This is a genomic window from Veillonella sp. LMAG:90 (assembly GCF_008679445.1).
In the GTDB taxonomy this organism is placed as follows: Bacteria; Bacillota; Negativicutes; order Veillonellales; family Veillonellaceae; genus Veillonella_A.
The window spans coordinates 1,371,167-1,388,410 of sequence record NZ_NAND01000001.1 but is presented as its reverse complement, the minus strand read 5'-3'; the positions used below and the strand labels follow the sequence as shown (position 1 = coordinate 1,388,410).

Here is a 17,244-nt window from a genome sequence, read left to right as displayed (position 1 = left end):
TGTAGAGTTAGCAATTTTATAATGAATCTAAAATAACTTTGTTGATTCTATCTTGTAATTCACTATTTCGTAGTATCCCCTAATCGAATACGCACTTCATTGATAATATGATTCTCTAAGTTACGAATTACATCCGCCACTTCAAATTGGTGAGTAGCTGAAATACCGGCCGGCTCAAAATATTCAAGGCTATTCGATGGATAAGAGCCAGATGATTCAACGGGTACCAAACCCAGCTGTACTAAGCCGAGATTCAATTCTTCATCCGTCAACAGCCCCCACAGCCATTCATCTACCAAATGCGACCACATAGCACTCATAACTACAGTTTCATTACTGCGCGCATATTTCTCAAATGCATTAAGCACTTCAAACTTCTCATGCCCGTCAGCCTCATACTCACTCATATAGCTTTCAAACAGATAGTTCAGGGAAAGCCCGAAGCGCTGCAAACGCTTAAATAGATTATGTTGCTGTTTCGGCCCCAAATGAGTCTGCTTGTATAATGCTAATTTTACCGCTTTTTTGACAGCTTTACCAATTAATTCACCCAATTTGGAATGCTTGCCGGCACTGTCGTAATAATACGGTGATTCACTATTAGCGACTACTATAGTCTGATCCGTGCCGGAACCGGTGGCGATGCCCATGGAATAATGGCTGCCGGCTTGAAGTTCTTGCAATGCAGCCGTTTTCGCTTCGGTGCATGTTACCAATGCCCGAGCTAATAAAGGCTCTGCTAAATCGCCGTCAATATAAAGAATGATGTTAATTGTCCCCAATGGCTCTGCTTCTGTACCATTTGGAGCTTGCTGCCGTCCTGTTTTAAAACGTATATCGTCATCTGTAGTTGTTTCAGTTTTTTCCAACGGTCTATAATACGACGCTTCATCGCCTACACGTCCGCCATTAACATCAATACCACCGGTAACAATAGCCGTCACCGTAAGTTCCTTATAAGACTTCTCAATAATCGCTACATTCTCCATGTAGGCCGCCGTACCAATGCCGGTTCCTTTGGTGGGTTCAAAACCTAGACGCAACGTTACATCATGCAAATGCTGCAAATAATCTTCCAGTGACGTGCACATCGTCTCCCCGGGGCTGGGCTTGGAGTCATGATTGAACACATAAGTATAATCCTCATGATAACCACCATTAAATAGAGAGGTACTCAATACCTTGCGCGGTCCGGTAAAATTAACTACGATTGATCGTTCATAACGTGATACCGAGTCGCCGGTTGGCAATTTCCACAGTTCCATATAATAGATTCCTTTTGGTGAAAAATAACATATAGATATAGCCCCCATTACTTGCATAATGGGGGTAATCTTTAAACTATAGTAAAAGAACTAATACTATACTGCATTCGATATTTATATTAGAAAGTGAATTCCATACCTAATTGATAGTTACGGCCAGGCATTGCCCACCAATCTCCAGCACTGCCGCCCCAACCGGCAACATTCGACATTTCCGCATAATATACATCAAATAGATTATTAACGCGTCCGAAAACGGTAATGTCATCAGTAATACGGTAATTGGCACTTACATTCGTAATCCAATAGGTGCTCTTAGGGAAGAAATCACCTTTATCGGCAGTCGTAGCAATGCCCGGACGGTTAATTACGGCACGTACATCCAAATGAGCATCCCATTTAGCATCGTTATAGTCTAAACTTAAATTGATAGCATGTTTCGGTACATAGCCGTTTGCATTGGCGGAGCGTCCGGATGTAGCGTCAATATGGGTATATGTATAAGCCGCTCCGGCTGACAAGTTACCGGTAATTTGCTTACGCAAATCGAAGCTGAAACCACGTGCTTTTTCATTTGAAAAATTAGCATACTTACTGGTAGATCGATTGAAATCAATTTTATCAGTGGAATGGCGGGTAAAGAAGTTTAAATTGCCTATTAAGGAATTACTAAATTGATGATGAACACCAAAATCTACTTCATGACCGGTTTCCGGTTTTAAGTTTCTGTTCCCATAGTTATCACTGAATAACTGATATGGGGTCGGAGCCAAGAAATATTCATTATACGACACATATACATTAGTCTTTTCATTTACATCATAACCCAAGGAAATGTGAGGTGATGTATGGGACCCGAATTCCGAATGATGATCCACACGAATGCCAGGTGTTAATGTCCATTTTGGAGCAAAATTCCAAGCATCTTGAACATAATATGATGTATTCGTTAACTTTTTACCGGTAATTTTTTCCCAGCTGTCACCGATAGTATTTACTTTATCCTGGCGCCAATCAAAACCACCAATCAAAGTATGTTTATCTAAAAGATACGTTACCTGATCGCCAATTGCAATCGTTTTAATATCCGTCGTATAGCCGTCATAAGTACCATCATAGTGATTGTTTAATACATATAACTGATGACTTAAGCGATCATTAATCTTATTTTTCCAAATGCCACGGAACGAATCATTGCCTTCATTACCATAACGAATATGATTTAATTTTTTAGCAGAATCGGCATATTTTACATCGGCACGATAGGAATCATAAGAAATCATCACATTATTGTTATCATCAATATCACTACCCACCATGAAAGATGCGGTACGTCCGTTTAAATGTTGTGGAACTTCGACCCCATGAGCATCCTTATAGCTACCCACAATATCTTTCTGATACGATGCACGCCAATATACATTGCCTTCTTTACCTTCGTTGATAAATTTATATTGTTCTTTATCATAACTGCCACCGGTAATACGAGCAGTTGTTTTCATGCCTTCTTCCGGTACACGAGTAATAACATTTACAACACCGCCAATAGCACCGGACCCATATAAGGTAGAAGCAGCCCCTTTAACCACTTCCACACGATCAATACCATCCATATTTTTTAAAATAGTAAACGGTACGTTAACACCGGCAGCATTCATATTAATACCATCTACCATATATAAAACATTATTACTACCATTAATTCTGAAAGAATTAGAGTTAGTATACCCTACACCGCCACCATATGTATTAAACTCTACTCCCGGTACGTTACGCAAAGCTTCCCCTAAATTAGATTCATGTCTTTCTTCCAAATCTTCGCCTTTTACAACAGTTACACTGGCAGGAACTTTGGTAACCTGTTGTTCCGTTCTTGTAGCAGTTACTACAACATCAGGTAATGCATATACCTCATCAGTAGTGCCGGCTGCCGCCATGGTTTGGCCACTTAATGACATACCCATTAGTGCAAACGTAACATAAGCAGCTAACATTTTTTTGTTTTTACCAATAACTCGACCCATAATAAACCCTCCAACTCAATACCTATAAAAATACTTATTATAAAAATAGTAATAAACTAAACACCTTAAACACGCTTTATTATTTTGCGGAGTATCCATATGTTACACGCGCCAATTCCTCAATACCATTAATCATAAACTGTGAATAACTCATTATCCAGCGAGCGTCAATTACATAAATTTGATGATTTTTTACAGCTTTCACATCTTTCAAGGCAGGATCACTATATAATGAAGTAACTTCAATTTCTTTATACTGATCAAAACTATAAACATTTGACGGTACAATAATAACATCAGGATTAATTCGTATTAAATCTTCACGAGTTCCGCTTTCACTGATGTCCAAGCCCAATAAAGCTGCCGCATTAGCTGCATTTATCAGCTGTGTCATATTGTCAAAAGTGCTCCCTATACCGCCGGTCAAGCCTAAAACACCATAAAATCCGACAATTTTCCGGCTTTTAACCTGCTCCGTAAATGCAGCAACCTTTACCAATCGTTGCTGCATTGAGTTAACAATGGCTTCGCCTTTACTCTTTTGATTTAATAAGTCAGCTAACTCTAAAATAGTTTTTTCACTGCCATCTATAGTTCTTGGGCCTTTATATACATAGACTGGAACATTTAGGCCTCGTAAAGTAACCACCATTTCCTGGTCCACCCAGTCAGGAACAATCAGTAAATCCGGATGCAATGCCAAAACGGCTTCCGTATTCAATTTTACCTTTGCTTTTATTTGCTTGGATTCTTCCGGAAAATTATTTGGTAAATTACCTAAAGCCACAATCTTCTGCGGACCTACTAAAGAAATCACCATATCTTCCGTACTTACACCGATAGGAACAACGCGTGTAGGATTATCCGGCACCTGCACCACGGCACCGGTAGAATCTCTTATCTGATGTGTTCCCTCTAACGTTTTTGTTTCATCTAATGTCTTACAACCTACAATGGAAAATACTATCAGATAAAAGATAAATAAAAACCACAACTTTTTATAAACACTCATAGACTATCGTCCTTCAATTTCGCCTTCCATGGCTAAATACAATTGTTTTAATTGATCTTCCATATCTTTTGGTGCTTGCCACAAACCACGCTGAATAGCCTCTAATAATGTTTCAGCAATTCGGGCCAATGCCCATGGATTCACTGATTGCATCCATTCTTGCATATCTTTATCTAAAGCATACTTATTGGCATAGCCTTCATATACCCAGTCCTCGATTACAGCACTCGTGGCATCCCAAGCAAAACTGTGTGCCACCACATTTGCCAAATCAGAGGCTCCCTTATAGCCATGTTGTTGCATACCTTCTATAAACTTAGGATTTAACGTCTCACCACGAACTAAACGATTCACTTCCTCTTTTAAATTACGTGTTTTTACCTGTTCACGATTCGAACTATCACCAACATAGGAGCGTGGGACTTCACCGCGAATACTTCGAACAGCAGCTATTAAACCGCCATGATAGGCATTATAATCATCCGAGCTCAACATATGTGCTTCTCGATTATCCTCATTTTTAATGGTAACTTCCATAGTAGCTAATCTTCTTCTAAATATGCGTTTATCCTGATTTGATTTAGCACCGTCACCATAACAATAACTACCCCAAGTTACATAAACATCGGCCAAATCATCAATCGACTCCCAATTTTTCTGCTCAATTAATTGTCCAATACCGGCCCCATATGCCCCGGGTGGATCCCCAAATAAACGGAATCTGGCTTTTTGATAAGCGGCTTTCTCATCTTCACCTTCTGACACAAGCCAAGAAACATCCTCATTAATATGTTTTTTTATAAAATTATCTTCTTCACTCTCATCCAATTCAGCAACCAAAGTTACTGCTTTATCAAGCCATTTTAAGGCATTTGGCATCATGTCTCTGATAAGACCACTTATTCGTCCGGTTACATCAATACGTGGTCGTTTCAGTTCTGCAAGCGGTATAGCCTCAACTCCGATAACACGACCACCGCCACCTTGCCAAATTGGTCGAACCCCCATTAAATTCATAAACTGGCCTAAACATTGGCCATGGCTTCGCGTATTACTACCGGCCCATAGAACTATGCCAATCGACTCCGGATAATGCCCTTCCTCTTTAATGAAATCGGTTATAACCTGATCAGCTAATGTACTTCCTAATTCATAAGCAACTTTCGTAGGCAACATTCTTTCATCCACACCGAAGAAATTGCGACCTGACGGTAAGACGTCGGCTCGTCCACTCGTTGCGGCACCGCCCGGCCCCGGTTCAATATAATGGCCGGCCAAAGCTTTTAATGTATGTCCTATTTCCTGTTCGGTCTGCTTTAATTTCGGCACGTACTCGTGACAAGCCTCCAATAAAATCGAACCGATTTCAGTCAAACAAACTTGCTTTACCTTACTGTCTTTTTCAACACTATACCGTTGCCATAACGTATTAACTGATTCCAAATGTTGCCATGAGTCGGAATAGATATAGTCATTTTCTGCTAAATGTGCAATCACATCACGAATCACATGCCATATTTGATCTACAATATCTTTGTTGCGAAGTATACATTTACCGGTAAACAAAAAGTCTTGATTCTCATTAGAATTGATTTGTTCACCTATTTGTAAAGAATCTACCTTTTGACCGCCATACTGTTCCAATGTATTCCAATCATAGCCCAGACCTTTGGCAATCGTATCCGGTAATGCCGGTACAATACCGTTTTGAACTCGCATAAGAGCTAATAAAAATTCTTGTAAATCCTTACCTGTCGGCGCCTTACCCAGAATATGCAAACCCGTACGCATTTGCATATGTTTTAAGTCTGTAAGCAACTCATGCAAATAGGCCAATACACTTTCCGCATCAGTCATTTTATCTTCTGGAATACTCTCCCAAAAATGACATGCTTTAGCTTGTTCAACAATGGCTGTATACAATGAAGTTAAACTTTCCGGCGATTCCAATTCAAAATGCCCGTACTCATCCAAGAGATTTTCTAATTCTTCATATTCATCATAAAGACCTGCCTTAGACATAGGTGGTGATATATGGCCGATTAAGCAGGCTGAACTTCGCCGTTTAGCTTGTATCCCTTCACCGACAATTGTCATCCAATAAGGATACACATTGGGTAAATCCTGAATGCCCATTTCAGGATAACAAGAAGAACTTAACCCCGTGCCTTTCCCGGGCAACCATTCCAATGAACCATGAGTGCCTACATGCATCACCACGTCCGCTTTAAATATCTCGCGGAGCCAATAATAGAATCCTTCATAATGATGTGTCGGAGCCAAAATAGGATCATGATACAATTTACCCGGATCTTCACCAAAACCACGTGGCGGTTGCACCGTTACCCAAATATTTCCATTACTGAATCCCGGAATCAGGAGTTCATCACCATAACGAAAAACTTCTCCCGGTGCCGGTCCCCAGCCTTCTTCCATATTTACTTTCGATTTATCCGGCAATGAATCAAAAAATTCCTTATATTGCTGCACACTTAATTTACCTTCGGCGTCTTCAACCTGTTCCTCACTCAGCATACTGCGATCATTAGTAGTATGTGATAAAACAGATTCTATTAATTCAGCCCCCGACTCAGGAATTAAGTCAATGGTATACCCTTCGTTCTTCATAGCTACCAATAAACGTTGCACCGACTCCGGTGTGTCTAAACCGGCTGCCGAACCTATATTAGAATTATTAGGCGGATAATTATGAAGAATAATCGCAACTTTTCTTTCAGCTGGCAATAAATGACGAAGTTTTTCATATTTTACAGCTCGTTTAACGATAGATTCCACTCGTTCTTTAACCGGCCAATATATGTATTTACCATCAATATTAGTTTGTGCCGCTACAACCCCACCATGAAGGGAACCATCAAATTCCGGTAAAGATACCGATAAATTCACGTCTAAAGGACTTAAACCTTGTACATTGGCCTCCCAAGTCGCTTCATCCATATAGATGTTATACCCCATTAAAATCGGAATATCCCAATGACTAATATCTTCTTGAGTTGCTGCATTCAAACTGATTAGTGAAAATTTACAGGTATTAATTAATACTTCAAACGGTAAAGGTCCATCACAGAATAAAATCCGTAATGACTCTTTCAACGAAGGTGCTCCTATAAGCGGATTACCGCCGTATTGCCCGAAAAAGATAATGGGGTTGTAACCGTATGTCTTAATTGTTTTTCGCAACAATTCAGGATAATACAACTCCTTCATAATCCACTCTTCACGATAGAAAAATACACCGATACTTGGACAATCAACCACGCCTTCAGCTTCCAAATACTCTTTATAGGTCGCGTACGTGACGCCATTTTCACCAAGGATACCTTGCCATAGCACCGGTATCGGCTCCGGTACTTCAACAGCTTCACCGGCTAATGAAGCGGCATATAAAAACGAATTCTCAAAATTGGTAAGCCCACTCAACTGCTGATATTCTGACAATCGAATCATTTCAGCTTCACTCATACCGGCGCGCAATTTATCCATATCCTGTTCTTCATCGGCATACAACGCATAGCAAGGATGGTTCTGATATAACCAATTAGCCAAACGACGTAAAAACGGTGTATCTAATCCGGTCCCCATATGTTTCATAATAACAACATCTGATGTTTTAAGGCGTTGTTCCCATGATTCATTCCATTCCGGTTCTTGTTTTAAGTTATATAAGTCAATTTTAAAATGTTCTTTGGCCTCAATACGACCTTTAGCTTCAACTTCACGAACATGGTGTATTTGCTTAGCCATATTAGTAATATATAAAATTTTTTTCATTTTAGCGGCTTCCTTTCACCACTTGCAATACAGTATCAGCTGTTATGGTATCAATCGAATAATAAGTTCCACGCATAGCCTGCATCAGTTCTTTCGCAATTCCAAGGCGGATAAAATCTTGCTCTGTATCTAATATCAAAATCCCCACCGGTAAATCAATAAAAGCTTTCCCCCAAGCTAAAGCTTCGTTTACCGGATTATCGGTTTCACCATAGGTTGCCCGACCATCCGTAACAATAAAAACGTCTATTTTTTCGGTTGGTGAACGTCGTAAAACCTGCTCACAAGTTCTATAAGCCAATTCCAAAGCCCCTGCAAGCGGTGTTTTACCACCGGTAGGTAAATGTTCTAATAGACGTCTTGCCAACTCAATACTGCCGGTAAAAGGTAATACCAATTCCGCTTTCTCCTTGCGAAATACGATAAGACCTACTTTATCACGTTTCTCATAGGCATCCTGTAATAAACTGAAAATAGCACCTTTCACGGCCTCCATACGTTTGCGAGCCGCCATAGAACCACTGGCATCCACAACAAATAGATAATGACCACCGACTTGTTTTTCACGCTCTTTACGTCGATAATCCGGTGCCTTGATTTGAATGGCTAACGAACTGTTATTTTGTAACTCCGAATGCCGTATTTTTTGATACGGTGCAGCCGCTCGTATAGTCGCATCCAAAGCTAAATCTTTTAACGGTTCCGGATATTGGATAGCTCTTACATAATGACCGCCGCAATCTCCGGCTTTAGTACGTAAGCGCTTGCCTGAACCTTTTCGTGCCTTACGATCCATTGTTTTATTGTCATCTAAACGCAAGCCCATTAAGTTTTGATTCATGGCCGCTATTAATTCCGGCCATATATTATTTACACCATCGTTTTCAAGGCTATCATCCTGATTGTCCAAATCATTTTGACTTTCGTTCTCAGAGGATTCATTTAAACTATCTAAATCGTCACTAAGATCAGACTGTGACTGATTATCTTGGCTAACATCATTTTCATTGTCACCCTCTAATTCAGTATTCTGAATATCTTCGTTATCGTTATTTTGCTCCGGTTCTTGCGAATTATTATCCGGAGTATTTTCCTCCTCACTGACCGTACCATTATCATGATTATTTTCTGATTGATTATTATCTCTATCGAGTGACTGATTTTGACTATTTCCCACTTCAGTTTGTTGCCGCATACGATGAGGCAATACATATAAAGTAGCTTCCTCTACGTGTTTCGGTAAAATATATGACTTTTGATCTAGCCCAGCCAATGCCGCTGCCGCAACCGCCAGTAAAAATTCATTGGTATTGCCTACCGCACCGGATTTTACTATATAGCTGATACAGAGTTGCAATATAGCCTCGGACGGCACTATCTCCGATATCAAGGTTTCAGCATTTCTGAAATCCGCTACCGACATCATCGACTCAGTATATTCGGAATTTAAGATATCTCGCAATACAGCCAACCGTTTTGCTTCACCAGGGTTTTCCATCGCTACATGTAGATCTATAGTTTCCCACTCAGAAATAGTTAAACTCCCTTCTGCTGTATTAACGGTACCGATTAAGGTACCACCCATCTCTCGAATACGTTGTAATAGCAAGTGCCGTAAAGATTCACGAATCAAATGAAAGTCATCGATAAAAAACACCTTTACAGATTGATTAAACAAACCTTTGCCGGCTACATAGTGCCCGACTCGAATAGTTTGTTCCAAATCTATATGGTCGGTCAACGACTCCGCTTGAATATGCACAGGAATTGTGCGATACGGAATGTTCCATTGTTGTAACAATTTACGGGCACGATAACTCTTACCTACACCGGTCGGACCTGAAATTATAAGACTATTTATTTTTGGTTGTATAAGAGCCATAGCTAAAGCTCTCTCTACAGTCGCTGCCATAATGCCCACCTATACACTGTTTAAGCGCTTTTGCACACTAAAAAATTAATCTTCTGAATCCAAAATATCAGTAACACTACTCCAATCAAAGCCCTGCTCTTCAAACGGACGGCGGCGCATACGATGCGGCAATACCAATTGTGCCGCCACTTTCAAGTCATCATTATTAATCTCGGTTCGCTCATTATATGCAGCCAACGCTTTGGCCGTATGAAGCATCGTAATATCCGGACGATGTCCGTCAACATTAAGACGAATTGATAAAGCGGCAATCTTGCGTAATACCGTATCTGTAACACTAACTTGCGATAATAGAGATCGAGCTTTAACAACAGTTTCAGCCAATTCTCGATCGCTTTCTTTGTACGATGCCGCAAAAGTAACTTTATCGCTTTCAAAAGCCAAACGTCGTTTTACAACTTCCATACGTAATTCGGGTTCACGCTCACCTTTAACATCTACCGATAAACCAAAACGATCCAATAATTGTGGGCGAATATCACCTTCTTCGGGATTCATAGTGCCTACTAATATAAATTTCGCCGGATGAGAGTAGCTAATACCTTCTCGTTCAACCGTATTGACCCCCATAGCAGCTGCGTCCAAAAGAACATCCACCACATGATCGTCCAACAAATTTATCTCATCTACATACAAAATATTATTGTGAGCTTTCGCCAATATACCGGGCTCAAATTTTTTCTTTCCTTCAGTTAAGGCATACTCCAAATCTATTGTTCCTACCACGCGATCTTCGGTAGCATTAATCGGTAATTCCACAACTTGCATCGACTCGGCCCCATCAGTTTCTAACGGTGGCAGAATAGCCGCTAATGCACGTACAGCTGTTGATTTAGCCGTTCCTTTTTCCCCTTTTATCAAAACACCGCCGATAGCCGGTGAAATAGCATTTAAAATCAAAGCACGTTTCATGTCCGTCTGCCCTACAATTGCCGAAAAAGGATATAGAATTTGTTTAAATTGTGCTCCCTGCTCTATTACATTAATATCACTCATGTTATCGACTCCTACTATTCATTTAACTCTACCGTCATATCAGGCGGCAATGTATTTCCACGACGATACGGTTCAATATCAGTTGCATCATTCGGGAACACAAAAATACGTTGCTGTGTAAAATATGGATCTTCATACACAGCTGCAGACAGATGAAAAGCTTTTTTCAAATTTTTAGCCGTCAATACCTCTTTAGGCAGCCCATCCGCCACTAAGTGACCTTCTGAAATCAATAAAAGTCGCGTACAAAATTTAGCAGCCAACTCTAAATCATGAACAACAATAAAAATAGTTTTACCTGATTCACAATATTGGCGCCCCTGCCTGAAAATCTCATCAGCATATACTAAGTCCAAAGCTGCGGTTGGTTCATCGAGTAATAACAGCTCGGTTTCCTGTGCTAACGCCTTTGCCAAAAATACACGCTGCCGCTCGCCGCCACTCAATTCATTCACTGCACGATCCCTTAAGTGCCAAATACCAACGTTTTTCATAACAGCTTCAACAACATTTTCATCATTGGCGGACTCGTTTTGCCACCACTTTAAAAATGGATAGCGTGCGGTCATAACAATTTCCTTAGCTGTATAGCCAAAATTCAAATTTACACTCTGTTGCATGTAAGCAACTTGTCGGGCAATTTGTTTATCACTTTGATGGGGTATCGAAGCACCATTTAATATAACCGAGCCGTCCGTAAAAGGATATAAACCGCGTAGCGCTTTTAAAAAAGTTGTTTTACCCGAACCATTAGGCCCTATAATACCGATAAACTCACCACTTTCAGCTTTTAAAGAGATATCATGTAAAATCTGTTGATTACTCAAGGACACACTTAGATGTTCTACACTTAATTCCATTTAAATGCCTCCTTTTTGACGAACACGACGTAACAGATACAAGAAATACGGAGCCCCTAACAAAGCTGTCATAATGCCTACCCTAATTTCGCTAGGAGCCGCCAATACACGGCCGAGCGTATCACAAAATATGAGAAAAAGTGCCCCTGCTAAAGCTGAAACCGGCAACAATACACGATGATCGGGCCCTACTAAAATTCGAACAATATGAGGAATAATAAGCCCTACAAAACCGATAGCACCACTAACACATACCGCGGTAGCTGTAATAAATGATGCTAAAAACAAGAAAATTAACCGATATAGCATAACCGGAACGCCCAATGCCTTTGCTTCCGTATCACCTAATACCAACACATTCAATTGACGTCCCAATGTAATTAGAATTGTCGTCCCAATAAGAAACGGTCCAATAGCGAGAAAAACATGTTCCCAACGTCTGAAATCGAGACCGCCTACCATCCAAAACAAAAATTCACGCAACCGATATTCATTCATCAGTGTCAAAATACCGGATGTAAAAGCCCCCAACAACATACTAATGGCAACACCGGCCAATAATAATGTAGCGGTCTCCACGCGACCGCCTCGCATAGTTAATAAAATAGTAATACTAACAGCCATAAACGCACCAACAAAGGCAAACATCGGCATATAGAACATCCCCATTGAAGTGAGCCCTAAGGAAATAGCAATAACAGCACCTAGTGAGGCCCCTGCCGAAACACCCATAATCCCCGGATCAGCCAAGGGATTAGAGAAAATTCCCTGCATAACGGCACCGGCCAATGCTAAAGAGGCTCCAACCATAAGCCCTATTAAAATACGTGGCATGCGAATGTACCACAGCACCGCTTCCTGCTCCGGCTCTAATGGATTGGTTACCGTTACAGGTATCCCCAAACCTTGCCAAATACTCTGCAAACCGCCCAACACGGGCACCTTAATGGTACCCAAATGAAGAGCTATAATAATTATCCCTAACAGAAGTACTATCAATATTAAAATACTGATAACTTGTTTCTTTTTTCTTTCCATACCGCTCACCAAATTAATTATTCAAATTACATCCTTTAATAACTAAAATTTTTTTGGAATCGAATCCGCTTGAATATACTCAGGATAAACGATTTTCACTATTTCAATCATCGCTTCACCGATATGCTGATTACTCGTATACAGATACGCGGCCCGAACAGGCATTACATGATTATTGCGCATAGCCTTCATCGACTGAAAAGCCGGTGTATGTAAAAACCTTTCTTCCAAACCTTTATCCATAGTTTGATAAGCCGGTATCAGTAAGTAATCGGGATTCATATCAATAACTCGCTCATCGGTAAATGATATTCGCGGTGGATAACCTCGATAAGAAGGAGCATTATAAATACCCATATAGCGACTCATATCATCGAAGAAACTTCCCGTTCCGGTATATCCGTCCATGGATGAAACAAAAAGTACACTCCGTCGTTTATCCTCAGGTATTTTATTTACTTGATTCTGTAGCCAATCAATCTCAGTTCTAATTTTACGACTGTAATAAGCCCCTTTCTCAGGCTCTCCCACAAGATATGCCATTGTTTCTATATTTTTAATAGTACTTTCTACCGTTTTTCCGGAATCGACGACTACAGTGGGAATCCCCATTCCGCGTAAGCCGTCAATTACATCTTTAGATGTATATTCCGGTGCCAATACCAAATCCGGTTTTAGCTTTACAATCTTTTCAAAAGGATAACTATACAACTGTGTTTTTACTTGCTTAGCCTTTTCCCATTCCATAGAATACCCTTCATATTTTACCAGCGAGCTGATAGCAGCTATTCGGGACGTATCAATAAGACCTAATAAAACTGTATCATAAGCCGATGTCAGCGTTACAATACGCTTTGGATAATCAGGAATTTTTACAATTACACCATCAGCACTTTCAACCGTTTTGGTATATTTCTCGGATGTAGAATCTATAACCGGATGAACGCTACACCCGGATAAGCTGATTAAGCATAGTATGGCAAGTAAACCGGCAATAATTATCTTTCGATATATTTTCCAAAAAGCCATAAAATTATGCCCTCATCGTATGTTTATTTTGATAATATTTAATAAAGATTTTTTTCATAGTACATTCTAAAGGATTTATAGTCTGACCTAATTGAACTCGACTATAACAGGCACCACCACAGTAATTAATAAAATTACACTGCGTACACATATCAACAACCGGCTCTAAATGAGTCAATAACACACTTTCCTTTTGACTATCTCCCCCGGTAGTAACATGGCCAAGACAATATTCTTCTCGCCCTGCCAAAGAAGCACAAGCATACATCATACCATCCGGACTTACATACATACCGGCCTTATGAAGTGCATAGCAATGTGAAAAAGGAGTATATCCCTTTTGTAATTTATTAACTTTATCAATTTGAGCTATTATAAGTGAACGATGCGTTATATTTTGCCAATATTCCAGCCGATTTAACATTTTATGAACACCGGCCTCCAATATTTGTTCGGTAATAAGTGGTTCTTCTTTTCCCCGACCTTGCGGACGCACCAGATTAAATCCGACTTGCCGCACATTTCCCAAATAATAGGCCAAATCTATAACCTTGTCCAATTTATCCACAGTAACTGCATTAACTACTGTCGTAATACCTATTTCAATACCGGCACTACTTAAAAGTTGAATACTTTTAATTGTATTCATTGTTGAATCACCAAAATCCATATAGGGTCTGTTCACAGCATTGCTATCGGCAAAACCATCCAAGCTAACCCCTATAGCAATTTGATGTTTCTTTATAAATTCTATTTTTCGGTCATCTAACAGCGTCGCATTCGTCTGTATCTGCAATTTTGCCTTGATTTTATGACGTTCTAACCATTCAACACATTTAACTAGCAACTCCCACGCCAATAAAGGTTCACCGCCGGTAAATTGAATGGTAGGCGTACCCGAATACTCAGTTATATACTGCAATGCTTGCTTTGCTGTATTCCACGTCATAGGCTGTTGAGTCTGATTGGCTGCATAGCAATAGGAACACTTCAAATTACATTGGCCTGTTAAAGCCAAAATCAGTAACTGAACTGATTTAGACTGTATTGTATTATCCGCATTACAATTCATGCATGCCATATAGCTCATTACCTTTACCTACTAAATTCAAAATACCGACGGTGATTATCAGTTTGCTTAATTTTTAAATACTAAATATCAAGAAGCAAATTAAAAATAAAATTCACTCCTTTATAATCTGCCACTAGAATGTGTGTGCATAACTAACAGTGTAGTTAAATGGATTATCCCAATATTCCCAATCGCCATTAGTAATTACATTATGTCTGTCTAAAATATTATTAAGATTAATTTGTACGGAATCATTTTCGCCGAAGGCATAGGAAACATATGCATTCAAATTAATTAAATCCGGATTAGTTCCCCCATCACGGTTTTGCAAACGTTTAGTTAACCAATTTAACGCAATACCGGCATCCAATTTATTGTCAGTATAATTTACTCCCGCATTAAATTGAAGTTTTGGATACGCCTGATTCCAAGTTGATACGCCAATATCCCGTTTTTTAGGATTAGAATACGTTGTCCCCAAAGACAATGTTACTTTATCTGTCAATAAGCGTTTGTAATCTAATTCAATACCGACATTTTGGAATTTACCGCCATTAATTCGAACGGTATTCTTACCGGTTTCAGGATCCGGAGCCCAATCAAAGAAGTTTTTAAAGTCCATGTAGAATAAAGCCACTTTCCAGGAGTCTTTTTCAGTTACATGTTTATAACCAACTTCATAGTTCCAGCCTTCTTCCGGTTTTAAATTCGGACCGCTAATCGCCTGATAACCGCCATTTACATATTTAAAAGTATCCGATAAGTTTGGCATCGTAAAGGCTTTACCAACATTCGAATAAATGGATGACTGTTCATCCAATTTATACAGCATCTGCCATTGTGGCATAAATACATTCTGGTCATTTACCGGATCGGAGATTTTTTGGAAACGAGCGCCTAAAATTGTCGTCAATTTAGGATTAATTTCATAAGAATAGCTACCATACAATGCCATATTATTACGACCAGCTCTTACATTGGATGTAGCCGCTGCTGTGCCTTTATAGGTATCTCGGCTTACCAATAAACCACCAATGAAAGAATCTTTATTATCTCGTAAACTCCATTCATGTTGAACATCAATACCATATTTACGAGCTAAATAATTACTGGCATTTTCACTCCACTTATTAGTAGCCAAGTTTTTACTTTCACCATACAAATCACGATCGGTGTAAAAAGCTACGGCTTTAGTATTATCATAGTCATAAGTCAATGAAAAATTATTCTTTTTATCGTCATAATGATAACGCTTACTTTCTGATGCCTCTGTCGCTTTTGCTTTAGTTAACGTTCCCGGTACTACAATTTGACCATAAGTGGAGTTGGATTCACTACGCATATAACTTAAATCCAAACGTTCACTTAACTTAGCATTTAAGGCAATATTAAATAAATCACCTTTACCGCGTTCATTATAATATTCATATTTACGCTTGCCGTCTAAATCCTTACGATTCGGACTCGTTCTATCAATAGCACCGAAAAACTCTTTACCTACAGCGATATTAAAATCTTTATTGCCGGCAGAAACCAAATACTGTTTATAGCCTAAATTGCCTAACCCAACTTTGGCTTTTACATATTCTTTTTCCGGCGTCGAGGTAATAATGTTAATAACCCCGCCTAGTGCTTCAGCACCATATAACGTAGAAGACGCGCCTTTTACAATTTCAATTCTTTCGACATTTTCCGGTAATATACCACTTAAGCTATTTTTACCATTCAAATTAATAGGAGCACCATTAATCAAAATAAGAGCACCACGTTCTAAACCACGAATATTTACACGGCTATCCATGGAACCGTAATCAAGACCGCCAGCCCCATAGGAAAAATTCGTAATCCCCGTTGTAAACGATATAGCGTCAAATACAGTCTTAGCACCTGTATTTTTAATATCTTCTTTAGTTAATACAGTTGTTGCCGCCGGAGTTTCCAAATCTCTCGTTTCTGTACGTTGAGCTGTAACTACAATCGGATCTAATGTATATGAATCCGAGGTCTCTTCAGCCGCTAAAGCAATTCCCGTATACAAACAATTTGACACAACACTTAATAAAACCAGCTTTTTTAACACAGCTTTTTTAACACAGATTTGTTCAACACACTCTTTTTTGTCATAATAACCTCTTAACACCAGTACAAAATTAAAAATACCTAATGTGCTTAGTTTTATTTTTAAACACATAAAAATATATTCGAGTTGCAAGAAATTCCCTA

Annotated in this window: 11 protein-coding genes; all 11 read right to left on the bottom strand. The window is 39.5% G+C overall.

The genetic code is table 11. The features are described 5' to 3' along the window. Positions 1 to 62: 62 nt before the first annotated feature. Positions 63 to 1,265 (bottom strand): adenosylcobinamide amidohydrolase, encoded by a 1,203-nt coding sequence (locus CCC71_RS06080; RefSeq protein ID WP_156705775.1) that lies wholly within the window; start codon positions 1,263 to 1,265, stop codon positions 63 to 65. Positions 1,266 to 1,384: 119 nt separating this feature from the next. Beyond that, positions 1,385 to 3,289, bottom strand: a complete 1,905-nt coding sequence (locus CCC71_RS06075; RefSeq protein ID WP_295243635.1) for a TonB-dependent receptor plug domain-containing protein — start codon at positions 3,287 to 3,289, stop codon at positions 1,385 to 1,387. Positions 3,290 to 3,368: 79 nt separating this feature from the next. Next, entirely contained in the window at positions 3,369 to 4,301 is a 933-nt protein-coding gene (locus tag CCC71_RS06070) for an ABC transporter substrate-binding protein (RefSeq protein ID WP_295243633.1), read from the bottom strand. Between the two features lie 3 nt (positions 4,302 to 4,304). Further along, complete coding sequence (cobN, locus tag CCC71_RS06065) at positions 4,305 to 8,093, bottom strand: cobaltochelatase subunit CobN (protein WP_296333254.1); 3,789 nt, start codon at positions 8,091 to 8,093, stop codon at positions 4,305 to 4,307. A gap of 1 nt (position 8,094) precedes the next feature. After that, on the bottom strand, positions 8,095 to 10,005 hold the full coding sequence (locus CCC71_RS06060) for a VWA domain-containing protein (RefSeq protein WP_021842472.1): 1,911 nt from the start codon (positions 10,003 to 10,005) through the stop codon (positions 8,095 to 8,097). Between the two features lie 45 nt (positions 10,006 to 10,050). After that, positions 10,051 to 10,977, bottom strand: coding sequence for an ATP-binding protein (locus CCC71_RS06055; protein WP_156705799.1), 927 nt, complete (start codon positions 10,975 to 10,977; stop codon positions 10,051 to 10,053). A gap of 59 nt (positions 10,978 to 11,036) precedes the next feature. Continuing rightward, positions 11,037 to 11,882 (bottom strand): ABC transporter ATP-binding protein, encoded by an 846-nt coding sequence (locus CCC71_RS06050; protein WP_021842474.1) that lies wholly within the window; start codon positions 11,880 to 11,882, stop codon positions 11,037 to 11,039. Further along, the gene (locus tag CCC71_RS06045) at positions 11,883 to 12,920 is read right to left on the bottom strand and encodes a FecCD family ABC transporter permease (protein ID WP_021842475.1); all 1,038 of its coding nucleotides are present in this window, start codon (positions 12,918 to 12,920) and stop codon (positions 11,883 to 11,885) included. It abuts the gene before it with no gap. A gap of 42 nt (positions 12,921 to 12,962) precedes the next feature. After that, a complete protein-coding gene (locus CCC71_RS06040; protein ID WP_296333251.1) occupies positions 12,963 to 13,949 on the bottom strand; it encodes an ABC transporter substrate-binding protein in 987 nt (328 codons plus the stop codon). A 4-nt stretch (positions 13,950 to 13,953) separates the two neighbouring features. After that, positions 13,954 to 15,021 (bottom strand): radical SAM/SPASM domain-containing protein, encoded by a 1,068-nt coding sequence (locus tag CCC71_RS06035; protein WP_296333620.1) that lies wholly within the window; start codon positions 15,019 to 15,021, stop codon positions 13,954 to 13,956. 133 nt (positions 15,022 to 15,154) lie between these two features. Next, positions 15,155 to 17,059, bottom strand: coding sequence for a TonB-dependent receptor plug domain-containing protein (locus tag CCC71_RS06030; protein WP_296333249.1), 1,905 nt, complete (start codon positions 17,057 to 17,059; stop codon positions 15,155 to 15,157). Between the last annotated feature and the right edge of the window lie 185 nt (positions 17,060 to 17,244).